This window comes from candidate division WOR-3 bacterium, from assembly GCA_039801365.1.
Lineage (GTDB): Bacteria > Hydrothermota > Tepidihabitantia > Tepidihabitantales > Tepidihabitantaceae > JBDRUN01.
In genome coordinates this window covers 1-20,073 of sequence record JBDRUN010000039.1, presented here as the reverse complement: position 1 = coordinate 20,073, position 20,073 = coordinate 1, and the positions used below count along the sequence as shown (strand labels likewise).

The following is a 20,073-nucleotide window of genomic DNA, read 5'->3' as shown; positions in this document are numbered from 1 at the left end:
ATAAAGCTGAACCGAAGTCGCGACCCGGTCGCGGTCATGCGAAAAAGGAGTACCATCACTGCGGCACTGACAACCGCCCCCGCAAAGCTCAGAACAAATGCTGGTGAGAGAAAAGTGCCGAGTACAAATGAGCTAAGTAACGAGCGAAGCAAGGCGAGATGGAAGGCATCAGCCGGCCCGGTCTCGACCAGTGCGACAAGCGTAAACACGTTGGCCAGCCCGAGCCTGACTCCGGGCAAGGGATAGGGCAGAAGCGTCTCTGCGACCTGCAGCACCGATGCACACGCTACCAGCGCTGCGAGCCTGCTGACCCGGCCCGACGCCTGTTCTTGCGTCACCACACGGCCAAGACGGTTCGCCTGCTCAGTGTGTTTCTGCATCAATTCCACCGGCATCTGTTCCCCTTATTTCGATGAGTACCCGGTTTGGCACGCAGACGACTACCTGTCCGGCCCGGCTTATCCACCCCCGACGCACGCACAATTGGTGCGGACAATCTGACTCAGCGACCCTTACCCGGCCTGCCTTCACTTCAACTCTCAACCCTGACGGCACGCTCCTACTGGCCGATGCTCTAGGTCTGAAACCCGATAACAGTAGTATTACGGTATCCCTTGCCAGCGACTGCGTCACAAGCAGCCGATTATCGTGATACACATAGACCGTCTTCGCCTGTGCCGGCCGGACAATCGCTGACCGCAGGGCAAGAACCGGCCCAGCCAACACGACCGCGATGAGCAACACGTCCGCGAAACTCAAGCGGTAGAACAACGTCTTATGCACCACGCCTGACACTGGACGTCCGGGAATGACCCAATATCACCCCGCCGCACCATGACCATTGGCTAATGTATTCTCTGGGCAACTCGGTCAGAGCTTCTCAGCCGGCCGCCGCTTTATGCAGTTACAGAACGCGTGGTAATTCGCGCACACGCCGCCCAGAATCGAAAACATGCCCCAGAACAAAGGTCGGAAGAAAACGTGCCCGAGGCTCGGCCGCGAATATGGCAACAGGTAAATACCCAAGGTCACAAGCACACAGCCAATAATAATGCAGGTATGGCCGAACACGGCGAGCGACGTCCGGCCGGGCCGGAAACCGAGATATACTAGCGTAGCACCAATTGCCAGTGGAACGATTCCGTAACCACCCCGACTTACTACCAGAAAGAATATCCCGACCAGCACCAGTACACAGCCGAGTGCCGCGGTAACGATACTGACTGGTTTCACCATTCCTCCTTATGTTTGCAAAGACTGACAGCGGCCGGCCCGGTCCCTACTGCTCATGTCTCGGTCGCGGGCGATGAGCTGCTCGTCACGACCAACAACTACACTGAATTCGCCTGGTGTCAAGTAGGAGAGAAGGCGGAGAGTCGAGGGGGCAAACGCGCGGGGACAAGACAAGAGACCGAAACTGGCAGCAGCCGGTACTGGTCGTCCGTGTCGTTCGGCTCCCTTTTCGATTGCCGTCAGTCAGTGACCGGGCCCCTTATTGAAGCCACCAGATATGCCCGGCCCAAGGCGCTGACGCACTGTGTAGTACCACCAACAAGGTCCGGGAATAGCCCGAGAATCCTGAACCGGTGACTGGTGCCGGGAACTGCTTTGAGCCTGTCTCGGGACAATCACGGTCCTCTGCGGCGCAAGGCACGAGCCACAACAGGGCGAAGCGTAAACTGGTACGAGAAAGTCCGAGACAACTGCTTAGAGAAACGCCTGGAAAACATCATGCGGCACCACTTGGCACAGCGCCGCAAAATGCTATCTCAGAACCGCCCTGATTGTCTTTCTTGAGAATAGAACGACCGTAACCGACGAATAATCAATAGAAAACAGAGAGCTTGAACCTTGGAGACACGGGTGGCCAAGCACCGCCCCCTACCCCCCCACCGAGCCAGCACGCCTGCCAGTATATTACCTCATTCAGTAACGTCTAGGCCCACAATGCCCCAACACTAGAACAAAACTTAGCCCCGCGAGAAATTACTTGACAAACACACCACCCCTATTAGCATGTAAACATATGTTTACCAAAGACAAGAACCGCCGGGACAAGATTGTTCAGTTCGTAAGACAATATGTCGAAGAGCACGGATTCCCGCCGAGCTTCAGGGAAATCGCAAGGGCCGTGGGCATCAGAAGTACAAAGGCGGTGAAGTATCATCTGGACATTCTCGCCGAGCAGGGGATTCTTGGCCGTACGCCGGGTCAGGCCCGTTCGCTCAAGAGTGCAGTCCAGCCATATACCTTGCCTTTAATTGGCCGCATTGCCGCCGGCTCGCCCGTGCTGGCAGTGGAAAATGTCGAGGCGCATATATCGCTCAGCCGGTTCCAAGACTGTTTCCTGCTCCGGGTCCACGGCGAGAGCATGAGTGGCGCGGGCATTATGGCTGGCGATTTGGTGATCGTGCGGCAAGATGCCGAGCCGCAAAATGGCGACATCATCGTGGCGCTTTTGGATGACGAGGCCACGGTGAAACGGTTCACGCGCAAGAACGGGCAGGTAGTTCTGCTTCCCGAGAACCCAAATTTCCAGCCGATTGCGGTCAGCACCGACCGCACGGACTTCAAGGTTATTGGAGTAGTAGTCGGGCTGCTGAGAAACTACAAATGACCGGAGGTACTGATATGGTAAGCAATAAGGTAAATGAGACAATCAAGGTGTACGCGCTGTACGCAAGCCCAGAACGGCCCGCGGCCCCACACGAACGGCTGCGGCCGCTCATGTTTATCTGGCGTAACCGGGAGTACCGGGTCCAGGACGTAACCTATGTCTGGCGCGAGCGCCGGGGTGAATCCGAGCTGTATCATTACGCAGTGTCGGACGGTGCCAATGTGTATGAGCTGTGCTACGAAACCAGGACATTTAACTGGACGCTGTCGAGTGTCGCCTGTGCCGAGTAACATTCCCTTTCCTGTTCAAGCGCGAAGCAATGAAGCCGAAATGACGCCTGCCCCAACTGGGATCAGGCGCACCATACTCCACGTTGATATGGACGCCTTTTTCGCCTCGGTCGAGCAGCGTACCTACCCTTTCCTGCGTGGCAAGGCCATCGGTGTGTGTGGCAACCCGAACAGCCGGACAGTCATCGCCGCAGCATCCTACGAAGCAAAAGCCCGTGGTGTAAAAACCGCAATGACCATTCCTGAGGCCCGGCGGCTGTGCCCGGACATAATCCTCGTGCCCGGCAACCCGGCCAAGTACGTTGATACTTCCATCCGCATTCTGGCAATTTATACCAGTTTCACCGACTTGGTTGAGGTATTCTCGGTGGACGAAGCTTTCCTTGACGTTACTGCGTCGGCCCACCTTTTCGGCGGCGCCGAAGCGGTGGCCCGACGCATCAAGCAGGAAATAAAAGAGCAGTTCGGCCTGACTTGTTCAATTGGTATCGCACCAAACAAGCTGTTGGCAAAACTGGCCGGCGAGTTGCATAAACCCGACGGTCTTACTGTCATCCGGCCTGAGGACGTGCCCGCACTCCTCAAGAAAACGCCGGTCGAGGACATCTGCGGCATTGGCCCGCGGACTAGGGATAAGCTCAACCGGGCCGGCATCAGAACCTGCGCCGAACTCGGCCGGTTTCCGGAGAAGAGCCTCCGAATAATGTTCGGCGTCAACGCAATTCGCCTACACAACATCGGTCTGGGAGTGGACGAAAGTCCGGTGCTGCCCTGTTTCCACGAACCGGAAACGAAGTCAGTGGGCCATTCACTAACCCTGGAGCAGGACACCAGAAACATGGCGGTAGTCCGGCGCTTTCTTTTGCAGCTTTCCGAGCAGGTCGGTCGGAGGTTGCGCCAGGACGGCTACTCTGGCCGCACCGTATCCCTGGTCCTGCGCTACGCCGACTTCACCACCCGGGTACGCCAACGCAGCCTGGCCTGCCATATCAACGACGGTCACCGGATTTATTCGGTCGCCCTGCGGCTGTTTGAGGAACTCTACCAGCCGCCTAGGCCTGTGCGCCTGCTTGGAGTTAGCGTTTCCAGCCTGGTTCGTAATATCCGGCAGATGCAGCTTAACTCGCCGGGCCGAAGTGAAGCGTTGTTCGACGCAGCTGACGCGGTCAACGACCGCTATGGCGAGTTCGTAGTTGCCCGGAGTCGGCTCATGGAACCAGCAAATGCTCGCGGCCTGCCACCAACAGCTTACAGCCGGAGTTTCTCTGGCGCCAGCATCCCGTACAAAGACAGAGATCCGGAAGCCGGCAATAAGAATCCACGCACCCGTACGCCACGGGTAATTCCGCCTTCCTGGCGTCCGGGCCGGACCGGAAGCAGTGCACCGGCCCCGCGCGCCATCCCTCAAACCGACTGACTGGCAGCCGACTACCGGCCAGACCGTGTTCTGCTGTTACTGTTGAAGCAACCTGAGAAAAACTTCCGCTGAAGGCCGAACACGTACTGCGTTCTGGACCTACAGCGTATCGGCGACAGCCGCTGTGTCCATGAGCCCGAAGAACTCCTGCATTGCCCGGCACTGGTCAGACGCGGTTCCACCCCCGCGCCAGACTAAGACCCGTGCGCCGGCCCGGTCAAACGCAACACTGTCCTTCTCGGCGCCCTGAAACGAACCAAGGAATATGTCCATGTCGTCAAGGTTCCGGACAAGCCGGCCGGAAATTACATCCGCATCAACCGGACCGGACAGCACCGCCGTACCCTGGAATATGTCCGGGTGTTTAAACGCGGTGTAGAGCGCAGTGCTGCCAGCCTCGCCAATGCCGGCCACGAACCGCCAGTCCGGGTCAATCCGGAACTGGTGTTCGAAGTCTGCCACTATGTCCATGACCAAGTGCTCGCCGGTCACGGCTGCGGCCTTCCGTTCCGTCATGTTACCTTCCGGCCTAAGCCACCCATACCCGCCGTCAGCCCGGAATGGTCCACGGACCGCAAGCAGGATGAAGCCCGGCGCAATAAAACAGCCTCCATCCCACAACGCAAGCACCTCGTTTTCGTCCCGGCCTTCGCCGTGAAGCACAACGAGCAGTGGGTATTCCTCCTCGGGCTCGAAATCAGCTGGCAGCCGGAATGTGTAGTAGGGCAGCTCATCCGGTTCGAGTGCGGCCGGTTCCCCGGGCCCACATCCGGCTGTTAGAAGCAGTATTGCAAGTGCAGCAGGCACCAATTTGTTGACTTTCATCGCACCGCAATAATACGTCCGCACAGGCGATTGGTCAAATCCTGCACCCAAGGACTATCAGCACCAGAGTCATGGATTCCCGCCCGGGAAGTGCGCTCAGCCCGGTTATTCTTATCCTCATCGGACGCGGCTAGTGGAAAATGTAAAAACCGCCGAGTCCCAACCCGGCGGTGAACGTCGCCATCCGCCAGTGAAAGTCGTATCCAAGTTCGGCATGTGCGCTCACGACGTAGAATCGGTATGAGGCACCGCCAGCAACCTTGACGTACGGACTGAACCGGCTACCGGTCCAGCCGTCCTGTCCGCTGTGCACGTAGGTCGCGGAAAGGGAAAGTGCTCCTTGGCGCCAGCGGTGGTCCGGACCGAAGTCATACAATAGATGCAGCCGCACCGGCAGGTACGAAATGTCCCACATCAGGTTGCCATCAAGCACTGCAGTCCCGACCGCGACACCAAAGCGACGGTCGGTTGCAAAACCCGCGCCGATGTCGATGATACTGAACGGCAAAACCGCCGGCGGAGTTTCGCCCCTATTCAGCAATCGGCTTGTTGGACCAAATCCGGCCTCAATGAGTTCGAACTTGATCAATGGCCGTGCCCAGGCAAAGGTCATTGTCGTCACCGCACATATCAACAGAACCAAGTTCTTCATGCCTGCTCTCTTGTGTTTTCCACTTCGTGTGCGCTAGCGGCCAACTACCGTCAATCGGACGACGCCGGGGCTTTGCGGCTCGGGCTGCACAAAATAGACACCCGGGGCAAGGCCGGTAAGGTCGTTTACTCCTGGTATTAGCCGGGTGACCTGTCTTCCTTGACAGTCGAAGAGCAACCCGCCGGACTCCAATCGCAACCACGCTCGCGCCAACTCAGGTCTCGGTTGGGGTACGGACGCAAAATTGGGGTGTTCGACCGCACCGGTCAGATAGTCGCGCGGGTACTTAATTGCCCGGCCATTCCAGGCAGTGGTCATCCTCTGCCACACAACTTGGCCATCACGCGTTACCTCAAACAATCTCCCACTTACCGCCTCGGTAATGAAAGTGTTGCCATTCGGCATCCGGTAAGCGCCAGACATGTGCGCGGAATAGAAAACGCCCGGACTCTTGTATACCCAACTAGGACCATCCGGCCCGAATGCTGAATCCGGGTGGATATAGTAATGGTCATTTGAGTCCAGGAGTGGTGTTATTTCCTCAACGCTGGAATAGTCGTTTGCGCTGCCGGGCCGGTCACCGTTGTTGAACACAAGGATATTGCCCGCGCCCACTAGGCCGGGCTTTATCCAGTTTGCGCCGTGCACAACCCAGAAGTGCTGGTCCGAGGAATCTCCCCGATCATAGTTTTGTGGGTTGCCCCAGCGGTAGATGATATCTCCACCCTTGCCGTGCCGACCGCCCGAGTGTCCGGCTGCTTCCTCGGTAGTTGTCGAGTGGTCAATCACATACAACTCGTTCAGAAAGTGCGATGTGAAGATAATCTCATCCCGCTCCTCGCTGTACTCGACGATGTTGGCGTGAATCCAGTCGCCGTACATGAACAACGTCCCCATGTTGATGTCAAGAAGTTCCGGATGCTCGCGTACTACGCCATAGTTCGGCTTGTTTGGGTCCACGTCCTGAATAAGATGGTCCCATGCCCGCCATTGCCATACTACACTATCTGCGTCCGGGTCGTATTCGATGATTTCCTCAGGCCACATTTCACCGGAGATATTGACCCGGCCCATTGCCTTGGCCTCAGCCATTGTCTTACGTGCCCACGCCAAGAGCAGGATATTGCCGTTCGGCATCGGATGGATATCGTGATGCTGTTGATGGTTCGCGTCTGACCACAAGAAGCTCTGGATGACGTTGCCGTCCCAGTCGTACCGCTCGATCAAGCCGCCGTAAACACCACCCCGCATCTGCGCGCCCGGATACGCACCGGGTCGCCAGACTGTTGAGTCCGGCATCAGGTACACTGCATAAGCCGGGGTAGTTGTACAGTGCCACGTCTTCACCTGTCGACCACTTGTATCAACAAGTGATACGTCACGCTGATAGACCGGGTTGTAGATGACGAGACCGTCAAATACTTGGGCAACACAGGACCCGCACGCCAGCGCGAGCATTGCGAGCGTATTGATTTTCCCTGTCAACGTTGATGTCCGCGTGCTCTATTCTCACTTTGGACAGCGGCGTGTCAAGCACCTTGGCACTGGCTTTCCAAGACCCCGAACTTTGTCTGCGGCGCCGACCCAAGTAACCCCTCCGCCGCGCCGGAACGATAAAAAAAGGTGGGGCGACCGCATGGTCGCCCCGCTGATCTCATCTCTTCTCCGCTACGGCCGACGCACCTTACCTGCGGCGTTGTCATAGAACGTATTGTTGGTCTCAAGACTATCTGGGTCGGGCAGGTACTGCAAGTCACCGTCCAGGTAGATACCCCAAGCTGAGCCATGCCCGATGTTGCAGCCGCGGATATCGGGTTTGCTGTTGACGATGTAGATGTTGCCTAAGTCGAACTTGCCGCCATATTCAATCGTCGAGTTGCGCAGACGGCTGGTTGGCCGCGTGCCGTCGCCGAACTGAATGTAGGCCCAGTCGCCCGGTGCCGGCGAACCCGAAATGCTCGTGAATGTCACGCTGTCGGCAATGAGCGCACCAACGCCACCATTTATTCCAACCGCAAGATACGCCTCAGACGCGAATTTGATCACGACGCCGGGCTCGATTGTCAGCGTTACCTCGGGTCCACCCAAAGGGCCAACCCACACGTCCGATGTTACGATATATGGCGTGCCGTGGTTACGCCAGGTTGCGCTTGACTGCTCGACCCCACCGTGCGGAAGGAGAATCCCTTCCTGTGCGTTGGGGCTGAACTTGTTGCCAACTCCGAGATATCGGACGTGTTCGGGCATGATCTGGATCGGATACTTGCCACACTGCTCAATCGTGTCGTAGGACATATCGAGCGCATAGCCGAAGTAGTTGATGTTGATACCGTATCCGGCGCTGTGGCGGACCGAAGAGTGGTCAAACTGACTGATATGGCAATCGGAGAAGTATATTGCCGCGCCGTTGCTCGTCCCGGCGTACGTTATCTTGCAGTAACTCATCTTGCTCTCGGGCCTTGTACCCTCCCAGAACTTGATTCCGTCCCAGTCACCGGGAGCCGGCACGGCCTGATTCGACGTGAAGACGATAACCGAGTCCGGCTTGCCGACCGCAATGAGTCCGCCGGGAAGGTTCTGATTCCAACCGAACCCAATGCTCCGGCCGGCCTCGAACTTGACGACGCACCCAGGCAGAATAGTCAGAGTGGCATCGTCCACACTGATGTCAGCGCGGACGATGTGCGGGTTACCGGATGGATACCAGGTCTCGTCGGATGTAATGTTCCCGTCGTGGTAGGTCGGTCCGCCGCCGCCACCACCGCCTGGAACCACGTTCACGGTGATCGAGTGCTCAGCCTTATTATTGGCGCCATCCCAGGCCACGGCCTTGAGCGTATGCTGGCCTGTAGTCGCGTTCCAGTTCACCGCGAACGTATCCGCGGTCCCGGCTCTGGCTTCGCTGAACTTGACCGCGTCGGCATAGAATTCGACCTTGATTACGGCCTTGTTATCCTGTGCCAGGACCTTGACCACGACCGCACCGGTATCAATGTTTGCGCCGTTCACCGGGTAGATAAATGTCAAGGTCGGGTTTGTTGTGTCTCCGCCCGGGCAGCCAGCAAGCAGCACAAGCCCGGCGGCTAAGACTAGAGCTATCGGCCATCTCACCTTTCTAGTGTTTTCTTGTTCAGACGTCTCGGCCAGGTGACATTTCCCCTTCGGCCCAGAATTAGAGCGTCGGTTTGTCAAGCAACGGACATTGACACCACTCTATCTGTGGCGTTAGACTTCAGCGTGTCCCGACTACGTCGCTACTTCGTAACCGGCCTGGCTACGGTGCTGCCAATCGGCTTTACGGCATTCGTATTCTGGTTCCTCATCTCCCGGCTTGGCAGCTTGTTGCGGCCAGCCCTTGCCCACGCCTGGCTTGCCCGCCTGCCCGGGTGGATTTTGACCCTTGCCGGGTTCGTCATCATCGTGCTCATCGTACTGGCAGTTGGTGCACTTACCTCCGGGCTTGGCGGCCGCTGGTTCATCGGCTGGTTTGACCGACAGATGCGCCGGTTGCCGGTTGTCCGCTCAATCTACGGCTCGGCCCGCGAGCTGACCGATGCTGTGTTCGTACGACGCAGTTCACTGCGCAAGACCGTGCTCGCCGAGTACCCGCGCCGGGGGATGTTTGCGATCGGGTTCTTGACGTCGGACGAGCGATTCAAGCTTGCCGACGGCCGGGAGGCGGTATTCGTATTCTTCCCGACTACACCTAACCCGACGTCCGGTTGGCTTGTGCTTGTACCCGAGGAAGACCTGACCGAAACCGCACTGAGCATTGACGAAGGACTGAAGCTTGTCGTGTCCGGTGGCGTGGTTCGACCGGACAGTCTCAAACAAGGCGTGCTACGTCGGCGAACGTCAGCGGCCTCCGAAGGTTAGAACTTACGTTCCAGGTACCGGTCACCTGGCTAACGTCTGGTCCTGCGTCTGAGTCCGGGCCGGCCGCGGCCTGCGCTCTCGTCAGTCTGCTTAGCTTCGGCCTGGAACCCCTGGTAGATACTCGCCAGCTCAGCCAAACGCCGCTGTACCCGGCCGTTAACCGAATCTGGCGGATAGTTCCCCTTGCGGTCCGGCCTGCCGGCCGGGACGCCGGTCAGCAGTTCGATTCCCTGGTCAACTGTCTCGACTGCGTACAAGTGGAACTTCCCCTTGCGCACCGCCTCGATTACTTCAGGTCGGAGCATCAAGTCCGGGACATTAGCCTTCGGGATAATAACCCCCTGCCTGCCGGTCAGCCCCCGTGCCCGGCAGGTGTAGAAGAAGCCTTCAACCTTCTGGTTTACGCCGCCGACCGGCTGAATCTGTCCTTGTTGGTTTACCGAACCAGTGACCGCAAGGTCCTGTCTAATGCCAAGCCCTGAGAGGTCTGATAGCAACGCATAGACCTCAGTCGAAGACGCCGAATCGCCATCCACTCCGCCGTAGGACTGCTCAAATGTAATCGAAGCCGAGAGCACAAGCGGCTGCTGCCGGGCGAAGCGGCTGCGCAGATAACCGGAAAGAATGTACACGCCCTTATCGTGAATTGGCCCGGAGAGCTGTGACTCTCGTTCGATATTGATAATGCCGGAAGCGCCGACGCCGGTTTTGGCGGTTATCCGGGTTGGATGTCCGAACATGTACTCACCCGAATCGTACACCGCCAGACCGTTCACCTGGCCGACCGCCTTGCCGGTGACGTCAATGAAAAGCGTGCCCTGGTCAATGAGTTCCTGGATTTTCTCTTCCTGGAGCCGGACCCGGTTACGCCGCTTCTCGATTGCCTCGTCCACGTGCTTTGCGGTGACGGTCGTTGCGCCATCCTTCTTTGCCCAATAGCTTGCTTCCTTCAATACCTCGCTGACGACATTGAACCTCGTCGTGAGCTTTCTCTGCCGGCCGGCGAGCCGGGCGCCGTACTCGATGACACGCGCGACCGCACTGCGGTCGAACCGAGCAAGTTTCTCCTTCTCGCACAGGTTCTTCACCACCTGGCAGTACTGCTCGACCGCAGCACCGTTCAGAGTCATCTCCCAGTCAAAGTCGGCGCGCACCGTGAATATCTTCTTGAAGTCCTCGTCGTAGGCTGAAAGCAAGGTGTAGATTTCCGGGTCGCCAATCATCACGACCTTGAGGCTGATTGCCACTGGTTCGGGCTTGAGGACCGAGGTAGAGAACAGCGAGAAGAAGGGGTCGTAGGCTGAAATCTCAAGACGTCGGTTGCGGAGCGTGCGCTTTAGCGCTGGCCATACCCCGGGTTCGACAAGTACGTCAAGTGCATTCAGAACCAAAAAGCCCCGATCGGCGCGTAGAATCGAGCCGGCCTTGATCTTGGTGAAGTCGGTATGCCACTGGCCGGTACGGTCCATAGTACGTTCGATTGCACCAAATAGATTCTTGTAGTTCGGGTTGGTTTCGAAAACGACCGGTGCACCCTTGGTACCGCTGTTGTCCACCAGTACGTTCACTCGGTATTCGGCATAAGGGTCCAGTGCCGGCTGTTCCGGCTTGGCCTCGGGGCGCTGTCGGAACAAGTCAATATTGCCGATGATTGACTCTGCCACCTCTTTCAGATACTCGCGCACCTTCTCGCCCGGGTAGCGCTCGGCAACATCGGCAAGGCGTTCTTCGAGCACTGGCCGGACGATGTTCTCGTCCAACTCACGCAGCGCCTCGCGCGCCAACCTTTCTTGTTCGCGGACAACTTTGAATATCGCACTCAGCTCATCGTTCAGCGCCCGGTACTTTGCCCGGATTTCCTCGGCCCGCTTTGCCGGCAGCTTACCCTCCTCCACCAGTCCGGCGAGAGAATCAATGTGAACCGGCTGCTTCTCGACAATCGGTGCGAGTTCGGGTCGTGCGAACGGTGCTGACTGCACCAGGGCGAAGCCTTCAGATGCCACCCGCTTCTCGAACTCGCGCACCCGCGCACCACCTTCCTCCTTGAACCGGTCAACGATTTCGGTCCTAGAGTGCTGGTAAGTTTCGCTCTCAAACAAAGCCGGCACGTTCTTCGCCAGGTACTCGATGAGCTGGTCCATATCGCGCTGGAACCGACGGCCGTCGCCGGGTTTCAGCCGCAGGAGACGCGGCTGGTCCGGGTCCCTGAAGTTATTTACGTAACATTTGTCGTCCAATTCCCGCGGCGCGGTCTTGTACCGCTCGAGCATCTGGCGAACAGTTGTCGTCCGACCGGTGCCGGACGGGCCAGTCACGAAAATATTGTACCCCTGGCTCTCGATGTCGAGTCCCAGGGCCAAGGCCTCAACCGCCCGTTCCTGGCCGACGATTGTCACCCCTGCTGGCTTCACCGATGCCGGCGACCTGATATCCTCGGTTGTTCGGAACTTAAGGTACTCTTCCGGACACCGCCAGGAAAGTTCACTATCTTTCAGTCGCAGCCGGTCAGCTAACTGCGACGACTGTTTCTTCCTGCCTACCATTAGGACTCCTTATGCTGCACTGTATTTCGATCGGACACGTAATCAACGGTTCCCTATATTCGTGCTGGCGGCAGATTGTCAAGCGAATCTCTGTAGGCCTGATTCAGACCGGTCGAGTCGGTCACCATCCACACCGCCCGCTGCACCATCCACAGATGTCCGGAAATATCCCGGTCCCGCACGCGGTCAACAATCTCCCGCAAGCCGGCGTTGTCGGTTATCGGTCCAAGCTCAAAAGTGTCGGACGCGCGCGGCATCTCGCGAAACTCGTTGCAGCAAAACATCCCAAGCTCGAACTGGACCGGGCTTGGTCCGGTACTGATTATGTGAGGTTTGAGCATCAGCACGTGCTGCACGCGACTCTTCTTCGACCGGAAAAGTAGCCCGGCCGGCAGCGTATCACACTCGATGCCGGAGTTTCTCGACCTTACCGCAAAGCTGAAAGGAAACGTCCCGGTCGGCGGGAAACCGGTATTCTTACCGGTAATCAGCAACAGCTCGATGTTCGGATTCAGGTTGAAGTCGGTACCGGACGGTTCAAAGTCGTCCGGGCCGGGCAGCAGCCCTTCGCAAGCGGCAAGCAGTAGTACAACAGCCGTAAAGGCACGCGCCCCAGACCGGACGCTCATGCCAACAACATTCCTGTTCATGTCTCACCTCGTTACTGCAAGTTGTGCCGGAACTAGCCGATCCGGACCGGTAGCCACGGCAACGTACACACCGGTCGGTGCCGGCACACCGGCGCCGTCTTTCCAGTCCCATTCGAACCGGTGCGTTCCCGGCTCAAGCTGACCAGAATAGAGTGTACGCACCAACCGGCCGCACTGGTCATATACTGCAATGTCGTATCGCGCCGCCTGGCCAATCGTAACATCAATCTGATGTCTGAATGCCACCAGCCGCGGCCGCCTCTGTTCGGTTACTGGTGCAGATTCTTTGTTCCTAGTTCCCGGCGTCTCGTCAGAGCTAAAATTCCAGGTTGCGTCAAAATACAACCCGCTACCGTACTCCGGGTCGTACCCGGAGAAAACCACACCCACACCCTGCCTTGGTGCGCCGACCGGGCACACCACTCGCGGCCGGCAGCCTTCGGAACAGAAGCTCGCCCGGCGGTCGTTTACCTTCAGTGGCGCTGACCAGCGCTCGGGTTCATACGAGTTCGCCGACCTGAGCCTCACGGTCGTATTTCCGGTCGGCCCGGAGTTGTAGCACAGGTACACATAGCCTGCTGCCGAGCCGGGTACCGCCGCAAGGTCGGCAAACCAGTCGTCGTACAGCCTGTCTCCAAGCACAAGCCCGGTTGCCCAATTGATACCGCCGTCGTTGCTCCAGGCCGCCTCCAAGTCCAGCCGATGCGAGTCACGACGGGCAACGGTATAACAGACCCACACCTTAGCCTGCCACTCACGCGCCGTGTCCGCCTGCGCTACCACCGGGTCTCGGCACTGTTTTCCGGCACTCAGAACATGCAGCGGCCACCACTGTCGCGCCCGGCCATAGTACCGGTTACTCTGCTGATGAATTTCCCGGCCGTTAGCGGCGTAGCGCCACACACAGTGGATGGTAGAACCACTGCCAAAGGTTACGTGCGGGTCCCAACAATTCCACCAAGGCTGTGTCGGCTCCCAAGTCTTGGCAAAATCAAGCGAACGAGTAAAACTGCCGGTGCGGCCGGTCCGCATCTCATTGGCATACAGGCAATAAAGATAGTGACGCCGGTCGTGGTCAGCGCAGACCGAAAAATCGTTGATTGTATCCGGCCCGACCCCGACCGCGAAATCCTGGAACGTAAGGCCTTGAGGCTCGATGCGCATCACCCGCAGGTCACCATCACCGAGGGCAACAAGGTAGAATACATAGACAAAGCTTGAATCGCCCGGCCCACATACGACCTCAATCTTGGACACGTCCGCACCTAGGCCGAACCGGAATACGCCTTCCCAGGTGCGACCATAATCCGTCGAGCGGTACACCCTGACCTTGGTGTCACGGCCTGCGGCCGCCACCCAGATTACGCCTTGGTTATCGGCGGCTGCCGCGAACGCCCGAACCGATACCGTATCAATTACAAAGTCCGGCCCGACAAACCATGCGGTATTGCCGGTTGACACAACATTGCGCAAATGCGGTGTCCGACTCAATCCGGTCTCAACCAGGGCATCTGGGAACGTCCTGGATACCGGCTGTCCAACGATTGGTTCCTGCCGGACCGTGGCACTGAGTTCCACATCCAGTGCCTTGGCAAGACCGTAGTCGCACTGCGCGACTGCCTGTTGCAACTGTGCCTCAAGCGCGGCACAGTTTTCCGGCAGGCTACCAATCAGCTCAACAGAGCCTGACTGAACCGGGCTCACGCCCAATATCGCAACCAAGACGCCGGCCGCTATGGCGGTCATGCGGTAATTCAACCAGCCGGCCTGGCGTTGTCAAGCCGCACCAACGATTCTCTTGCGCAGCCTAGTGTCGAGCCTATAATGAGTTCCGACCCTGAGCCCTGATTGCGGAGGTGCTTGCGCGTACTGCCGACCCGTCGCATACCCTGCCCGTCATCCTCGTCATTGACGAGACCAGTGCCAGTCTGGACTATCTGACACGGGCGGCCAGTTGCTATGCGAAAGGTCGTTTGCTTCAGGAGTTCTGTTTTGAACACCTCGACTGTTACGCTGCCCTGAAAAACTGGTACACAAGAAACCGCAGCCGGTTCGTCTCGGCCATTGTCCAAGCAATAGACTTCTCCGGCACCCAGCAGGAAACAAAGCTCCTCGACTCCCGGGACGTAGGGGTTCCGGTTCCGCTTGGCCTTGACCCCAAAGCCTTCCAGGGATTCCTGATATACGTCAGCCTGCGCAACAACCTTGACCGCGTTACCCCGGTGATATTTTTTGCGCGGCCGGACCAACTTGTCAATGCTCAACGCTTCAGTGATTTCGTTGTCTTTCCCGGGCACGGCACCTGCGCGTTCGCACCCGGACCGCTAAGCGAGGCGCCCTGCGCCGACGAAGTGATCACGCGGCTCGACAATCTTGTCCTGAGGCCGCTTGGCCCGGATGAGCGCCGCGAGTGGCGCAATACCCACGCGATGGTCATCGGCCGGTCGCGCAAGATGGTATCGCTCGTCCACGAGATCAAACGCATCGGTCCGTCCGACGCAACCGTGCTGCTCCTCGGCAAACCCGGAACCGGAAAGGAATTGGTTGCCATTGCGCTACATCGGCTGAGTTATCGGTATGCGGACGATCCACCCGAACGTCGGCTGCCCCATACTGTAAATATCGCCTCCCTTGACCACAATCTCCTTGAAGACGACCTATTCGGACACATACGTGGTGCTTTCACCGGCGCGGTCGCCGACCGGAAGGGCGTCTTTGAAGTAGCCAAAGGTTCGACGGTATTCTTGGACGAGATCGGCGACATCAGCCACAACATCCAAATCAAGTTGCTGCGAGCGATAGAGTACCACCGCATCAAACGACTCGGTAGCCCAACCGAAACATCGGTTGACATGAGAATCGTCGCCGCCACGAACCGGACGGTGGCTGAAATCCAGTCCCGGTTCCGCACCGACTTCTACACCCGGCTTGTCCAGAGTTGCATAATGGTTCCTTCCTTAAAGGAGCGATGGGAGGACGAGCCAGTCGAGGTCATCCAGGACGACATCGCCGAGGCAACCAACTTCTTCGTCGAGCAGATGAATGCCAATCCGCGCCATACCCGGAAACTCACGGCTGACGAAGGGGTGATCCGATTCCTGACCGCACTGGTACGAGGATACCTGGAAGGCGCAAACAATCTGTTTGAAGGCAACATGCGCACCCTGCGCAACGTCGTTGAGCGGGCCTACGAACGAGCCCAGTTTGAAGGAACGCCAGCAGTACACACCGGCCAGATGATTACGACCATCGGCTTGCTCAAGTACATGAGCACCAAGACCCCAGGGTCCGACACAGCAACTATCGAGCAGGTTGTCGGCAGTCTCAACATGGCCGCTATCGAACGCCAGGCAATTTCCGAGGCACTCAAGAAATGCCATGGTAACCAATCACAGGCCGCGATTGTGCTTGGCATGCACCGCGACACCCTGCGCCGGAAGATGGCCGAGTACGGCCTATAGGCACCGCGCGTTGTTGCCCTCCAGACATTGGCCCGCCCAGCAACTCTGAACAAAACCTAAAGAATCTGGCTCATCGCCGCGAACCAACGCTGCCGACCATTACGGCACTATGACGTATAATACGCCAAGCACACGCAAGTAGCACATATTTATTTCTCCGGTCTAAACTACATAACTTGCGCCATTGATGATCTTACAGCACTTAGTATAATAATTGTGTCACCTGGCACATCATTTGCAGCTAAAGGGACAACCCAGAGGCGGGGTGGAGACTGACCGAGTCGGGGTGAGGTTCTCTCTCAGAGACTGTCGCGCTCCTCAAGACCCACGTCACTGAGGTTCTCTCGATGGAGCCGACAACGCGCGGTGTGTCGCTTTCAAAAAGAACGGCGCACCGCGCCTCCTTTCCGCAACCCGACTCTGCCCCAAAGCTACAACGAGTTCACCCTGGTCTTACTGATTTGCGCTATTGCTGAAATACTAGGGGCCGGCGGTAAAGGTCGGGTATTCACTGGTTACCGGCGCTCTGCGCCGGGTTGCTCTCTTGCCCGGGCGATTACCTCCTGCGCCCACGGATGGCCAGGAACAATCCGAAGCACCATTTCCGCCGCTTCAATCGCGGCCTTGCGGTCACCGGCCTTGAGCGAAGCCAGCGCAAGATTGTACAGAACCACCGGGTCCTGTGGAAACCTGCCGGCTGCAAGTAGGAACACATCTCTGGCTTCGGTGTGCCGGTCCTGCGACCCAAACACAGCTCCGAGAACCAAATATGCCTGCCGTGCGCCAGAATCTGCGGCAATCGCATCCCTGAGCAAAGCCAGCGCCGTGGTGGTATCGCCAGCCGCAAGTACTTCGCTCGCCTCGCGCAGCTTGTCGGTCCCTTCTACACCGGATTCGCTGAGCGAAGCAAGTAACTGCCTTGTTTCCTCAAGCGCAACCCGTTCCTGCAAACTGCGCGGGTCAAGATACGCCTCCTGAATCTCAATCGCCCGGCGGTACAACTGCTCGGCTTTTTCTCTATCCAGCGCACGATAATGAAACGCCTCGCCCAGGTTGCGAAAGCCATTCGCGGCAAGCAACATCGAACCCCGGCGCAAAGGCGCGACCAGCACAAATCGGCTCACAACAAGAACCGCCAGCGCGAGCGCAACCGGCGTAAACCGTCTTGGACGCTCGACCACCGTTTGCCACAAGATGGTAATGCCAGAACCACCAAGCACAGCAAGCACGGGAACTGCCAGCACCCGGTAGCGGGAAGAGACGTAGAACACCAATAGTCCGGCAAACGTGCCGGCAACCACTGCAAGCATGGCCCAGTACTCGCGCCGCCGCCCAAAGAGAACCGCGACCAAAGCCAGGGCCAGTAGTATGCTGAAATGCATCGGCATCAGCCGTAAGGGCCAGACTAGCACCGTTTCGACGTCGAGATTGTAGTTCAGGGGCGACTCGTAGTCTGCGAGAGCCAGCCCGAGCTTGCGAACCATCAGCTTTGCATAACCGAAAAGGTCGCGCGCAATCCACGCAAACGCCCGGCCGAACCAGAACTGGCTGATTTGCGATGCCCTGAGCCTTTGGCCGGAGCGCGCCCGCGTGTACTCCTGCTCGAATGTCTCCTGGTCGCTAATGCCGGTCAGATACCGGCCGTCCTTTTGGAACTCGTACACCTCGGGCGGCTGTGCGAGCGTGCCAACTGCCAGCCGGTTGTTGCCCTGGTAGAACGTGAACCCGGCGTTCGCGCTCACCAGCACGAAATCGCGACCGACTGCGATGTTGTGCAATGTCGCGGGCAGAACCGCAACGGCCGCACACGCAACCATGGTAAGAACCCGACGCCACATCCCAATGCGGTAAAGCGCCGCAAGTACGACAGTAGCCAGCAGCACAAACCCGGCACCAGGCCAGGCAAGAACCGCAGTGCCGTACGCAAGCCCGGCCCCGGCCCACAGCCATGTTGAACCCCCACCCATTGGTTCTCTGGGTCTCTTCTGTATCTCCAGGGTTCGCCCTCGCACTCCGCCCCTGGAGGCCAGCACAAGCAGAAAACTCGCCAGCGTTACCAGAAACACGACCCAGCTCGCGGATAGCAACTTGGTCTCAAAGAACGGCAGCACCGGCGAGAACGCAGCAAGCACGAGCGAAGCCACGGCTGCCTGCTGGCCAGCAAGTCTTCTTGCAGTCAGATACACCAGCACAAGCGTCCCAAGACCCAGAACCATCTGCACCAGATACACGAAAAGCAGATTGCCGCGCGCCGGCCCGATAATCCCGGCCAGGATGTAGGCGTAAAGCGGTGCGCGGTAGAACACTCCGGGACCGACAACGTGTCCGGCAAGTATGTTTTGTGCCCACGCAAGATATATACCCGCGTCGCCCAGTGGGAACCGGAAATACGGTATCTGCCGGGCGTACACTACCAGATAGACAACCCTCAGCACGGCCGCAGCCGTAACTATCCCGCCGACAACCAACACTTCTAACCTGGCACTGATGCCGGCCTGCCGCTGGCCTAACCCCAGCTTCATCTCACCAGAAGGGCCGGGTGTGCTACACCCGGCCCGTATCTCAAATGCAAGTCCTTACTAGTGGAGCAACACGAACGGAACCGTCTGGCCACTTCCCTTGTCCACTACGAAGTAAGTACCAGCCGGCACATTGCTTGCGTCCCATAATGCTTTCCCGTCCGTGATGCAGCACTCAGTTACGGATCGACCCGAAGCGTCCAGCACCACGACGCTGCTGGCCCGGCCTGTGGTCTGGAACTCCACCAGACCTGAGGCTGGATTCGGGCTGACCCGAACCTGCCCAGCGCCACGAACACCACGGTCCGGCTCGGCCAGCCCGGTTCCGTGTAGCAGGTGATTGAGATATGCTCTCATCAGCCGATTCCGGTCCGGCCCGCGCAGCGCTCCGAAAATCACTGCCGAACAGACTGTGCGGTATCCACCGGTCAGCTTGTAACTCACGACCCGGCCTGTGCTTGACTGGTCGCGCAGACAGACCGCTCCGCCTGCGGCATCGAATTCATCAACCCAACTATCTGGTCCCTCACCGTAAGGATAAGTAAAACTCATCCCCTGGGCCAGCGTTCCGGGCTGACCGGCAAGGCTGGAAACGTTGCCAGTTGCCTGGCCGTCAGCCACATAGCTCGTGCCGAAATAAGGCCACAATGCGCCGGTGCGATTGGAATAGCCAAAATCACCGCCCTCAGCATAGACGCCTTTGCCGGAATTGAGGAAGTCAATCAGTTGGGCTGTTTCCGTCGTACCGACGGTACAGTTATCCCCTCAACACCGAAACCAGCCCATCAGACAAAATACGACGTCGTATCCGCTGATGTTGCCTGGCAGATAGGTGTTGAAGACCTGTGCGGTATGACCCAGATTCTCAATCTCCTGCTTCACCCAGTAGGCACAGTCAATCGAATCCCCGACCTGCGGGTCAAAGAACCGGTCTAACGGGTCGTAGTTCCAGACGCAGATGTTCGCAGCCTGCGCGGCAATCGGCAGCGCAAGACAGGCCGCCACGAACAATAGCAGCAGACTTGCCGGTCTCATGTGTTCTCCTTTCTGCGGTTCCAGAACAATCCTAACAGTCTCTCCAAGCAGTGTCAATGGCCCGCGTTGCCTCACCAAAAATGTACTCGAAGCTACCCCGTTGCCTCACGTAAGAAAAGTACTCGAAACAGGAGGCATAATCTGACCAGCCCTTACCATGAAAGGAGTTGGTCAGATGGCACTGACTA

General features: G+C 58.1%; 18 protein-coding genes. 5 read left to right on the top strand and 13 right to left on the bottom strand.

The window, feature by feature from the left end; translation table 11 throughout:
• The 3 genes from ABIL25_06385 to ABIL25_06375 form a co-directional block, all read right to left on the bottom strand.
• The coding region (locus ABIL25_06385) for a Gx transporter family protein (GenBank protein ID MEO0081903.1) at positions 1-380 on the bottom strand (380 nt) is incomplete at its 3' end.
• Positions 364-795, bottom strand: coding sequence for a NusG domain II-containing protein (locus ABIL25_06380; protein MEO0081902.1), 432 nt, complete (start codon positions 793-795; stop codon positions 364-366). The genes ABIL25_06385 and ABIL25_06380, both read right to left, overlap by 17 nt.
• Positions 796-870: 75 nt before the next feature.
• On the bottom strand, positions 871-1,233 hold the full coding sequence (locus ABIL25_06375) for a hypothetical protein (GenBank protein MEO0081901.1): 363 nt from the start codon (positions 1,231-1,233) through the stop codon (positions 871-873).
• A 793-nt stretch (positions 1,234-2,026) separates the two neighbouring features.
• Here ABIL25_06375 and lexA point away from each other — a divergent pair.
• From lexA to dinB, 3 genes are read left to right on the top strand one after another with little or no spacing between them, the layout of a single operon-like run.
• Positions 2,027-2,617, top strand: coding sequence for a transcriptional repressor LexA (lexA, locus tag ABIL25_06370; protein MEO0081900.1), 591 nt, complete (start codon positions 2,027-2,029; stop codon positions 2,615-2,617).
• A gap of 14 nt (positions 2,618-2,631) precedes the next feature.
• Positions 2,632-2,907, top strand: a complete 276-nt coding sequence (locus tag ABIL25_06365; protein MEO0081899.1) for a DUF6504 family protein — start codon at positions 2,632-2,634, stop codon at positions 2,905-2,907.
• Between the two features lie 40 nt (positions 2,908-2,947).
• Positions 2,948-4,324 (top strand): DNA polymerase IV, encoded by a 1,377-nt coding sequence (dinB, locus tag ABIL25_06360; protein ID MEO0081898.1) that lies wholly within the window; start codon positions 2,948-2,950, stop codon positions 4,322-4,324.
• 99 nt (positions 4,325-4,423) lie between these two features.
• Here the strand turns inward: dinB and ABIL25_06355 are convergent, their stop codons facing one another.
• The 4 genes from ABIL25_06355 to ABIL25_06340 all read right to left on the bottom strand — a co-directional run bounded on the left by ABIL25_06355 (position 4,424) and on the right by ABIL25_06340 (position 8,912).
• Complete coding sequence (locus ABIL25_06355) at positions 4,424-5,149, bottom strand: alpha/beta hydrolase-fold protein (protein ID MEO0081897.1); 726 nt, start codon at positions 5,147-5,149, stop codon at positions 4,424-4,426.
• Between the two features lie 130 nt (positions 5,150-5,279).
• Positions 5,280-5,801 carry a hypothetical protein gene (locus tag ABIL25_06350; GenBank protein MEO0081896.1) on the bottom strand — a complete coding sequence of 174 codons (522 nt, stop codon included), beginning with the start codon at positions 5,799-5,801 and terminating at the stop codon, positions 5,280-5,282.
• Positions 5,802-5,834: 33 nt separating this feature from the next.
• Positions 5,835-7,286 (bottom strand): aryl-sulfate sulfotransferase, encoded by a 1,452-nt coding sequence (locus ABIL25_06345; protein MEO0081895.1) that lies wholly within the window; start codon positions 7,284-7,286, stop codon positions 5,835-5,837.
• A 183-nt stretch (positions 7,287-7,469) separates the two neighbouring features.
• Positions 7,470-8,912, bottom strand: coding sequence for an Ig-like domain-containing protein (locus ABIL25_06340; protein MEO0081894.1), 1,443 nt, complete (start codon positions 8,910-8,912; stop codon positions 7,470-7,472).
• 126 nt (positions 8,913-9,038) lie between these two features.
• On the opposite strand from ABIL25_06340, the gene ABIL25_06335 reads away from it, so the two are divergent.
• A complete protein-coding gene (locus ABIL25_06335) occupies positions 9,039-9,677 on the top strand; it encodes a DUF502 domain-containing protein (protein ID MEO0081893.1) in 639 nt (212 codons plus the stop codon).
• 29 nt (positions 9,678-9,706) lie between these two features.
• Here ABIL25_06335 and ABIL25_06330 read toward each other — a convergent pair whose 3' ends face one another.
• From ABIL25_06330 to ABIL25_06320, 3 genes are read right to left on the bottom strand one after another with little or no spacing between them, the layout of a single operon-like run.
• Positions 9,707-12,220 (bottom strand): ATP-binding protein, encoded by a 2,514-nt coding sequence (locus ABIL25_06330; protein MEO0081892.1) that lies wholly within the window; start codon positions 12,218-12,220, stop codon positions 9,707-9,709.
• Between the two features lie 53 nt (positions 12,221-12,273).
• Positions 12,274-12,870: a hypothetical protein gene (locus ABIL25_06325; protein ID MEO0081891.1), complete on the bottom strand. Its 597-nt coding sequence runs from the start codon at positions 12,868-12,870 to the stop codon at positions 12,274-12,276.
• Positions 12,871-12,873: 3 nt separating this feature from the next.
• A complete protein-coding gene (locus ABIL25_06320; protein ID MEO0081890.1) occupies positions 12,874-14,616 on the bottom strand; it encodes a FlgD immunoglobulin-like domain containing protein in 1,743 nt (580 codons plus the stop codon).
• 110 nt (positions 14,617-14,726) lie between these two features.
• Between ABIL25_06320 and ABIL25_06315 the strand changes: the two genes are divergently transcribed.
• Positions 14,727-16,331, top strand: a complete 1,605-nt coding sequence (locus ABIL25_06315; protein MEO0081889.1) for a sigma 54-interacting transcriptional regulator — start codon at positions 14,727-14,729, stop codon at positions 16,329-16,331.
• Between the two features lie 515 nt (positions 16,332-16,846).
• Here the strand turns inward: ABIL25_06315 and ABIL25_06310 are convergent.
• The 3 genes from ABIL25_06310 to ABIL25_06300 form a co-directional block, all read right to left on the bottom strand.
• Entirely contained in the window at positions 16,847-18,853 is a 2,007-nt protein-coding gene (locus tag ABIL25_06310) for a glycosyltransferase family 39 protein (GenBank protein MEO0081888.1), read from the bottom strand.
• Between the two features lie 57 nt (positions 18,854-18,910).
• A complete protein-coding gene (locus ABIL25_06305) occupies positions 18,911-19,471 on the bottom strand; it encodes a T9SS type A sorting domain-containing protein (protein MEO0081887.1) in 561 nt (186 codons plus the stop codon).
• Between the two features lie 144 nt (positions 19,472-19,615).
• Positions 19,616-19,885, bottom strand: coding sequence for a hypothetical protein (locus tag ABIL25_06300; protein MEO0081886.1), 270 nt, complete (start codon positions 19,883-19,885; stop codon positions 19,616-19,618).
• Positions 19,886-20,073: the final 188 nt, after the last annotated feature.

Bases quoted from the DNA above. Each gene is read 5' to 3' on its own strand.
- ABIL25_06350 (MEO0081896.1), bottom strand. From the start codon at position 5,801: ATGAAGAACTTGGTTCTGTTGATATGTGCGGTGACGACAATGACCTTT.
- ABIL25_06320 (MEO0081890.1), bottom strand. From the start codon at position 14,616: ATGACCGCCATAGCGGCCGGCGTCTTGGTTGCGATATTGGGCGTGAGC.
- ABIL25_06365 (MEO0081899.1), top strand. From the start codon at position 2,632: ATGGTAAGCAATAAGGTAAATGAGACAATCAAGGTGTACGCGCTGTAC.
- ABIL25_06300 (MEO0081886.1), bottom strand. From the start codon at position 19,885: ATGAGACCGGCAAGTCTGCTGCTATTGTTCGTGGCGGCCTGTCTTGCG.
- lexA (MEO0081900.1), top strand. From the start codon at position 2,027: ATGTTTACCAAAGACAAGAACCGCCGGGACAAGATTGTTCAGTTCGTA.
- ABIL25_06355 (MEO0081897.1), bottom strand. From the start codon at position 5,149: ATGAAAGTCAACAAATTGGTGCCTGCTGCACTTGCAATACTGCTTCTA.
- ABIL25_06325 (MEO0081891.1), bottom strand. From the start codon at position 12,870: ATGAACAGGAATGTTGTTGGCATGAGCGTCCGGTCTGGGGCGCGTGCC.
- ABIL25_06310 (MEO0081888.1), bottom strand. From the start codon at position 18,853: ATGAAGCTGGGGTTAGGCCAGCGGCAGGCCGGCATCAGTGCCAGGTTA.
- dinB (MEO0081898.1), top strand. From the start codon at position 2,948: ATGACGCCTGCCCCAACTGGGATCAGGCGCACCATACTCCACGTTGAT.
- ABIL25_06330 (MEO0081892.1), bottom strand. From the start codon at position 12,220: ATGGTAGGCAGGAAGAAACAGTCGTCGCAGTTAGCTGACCGGCTGCGA.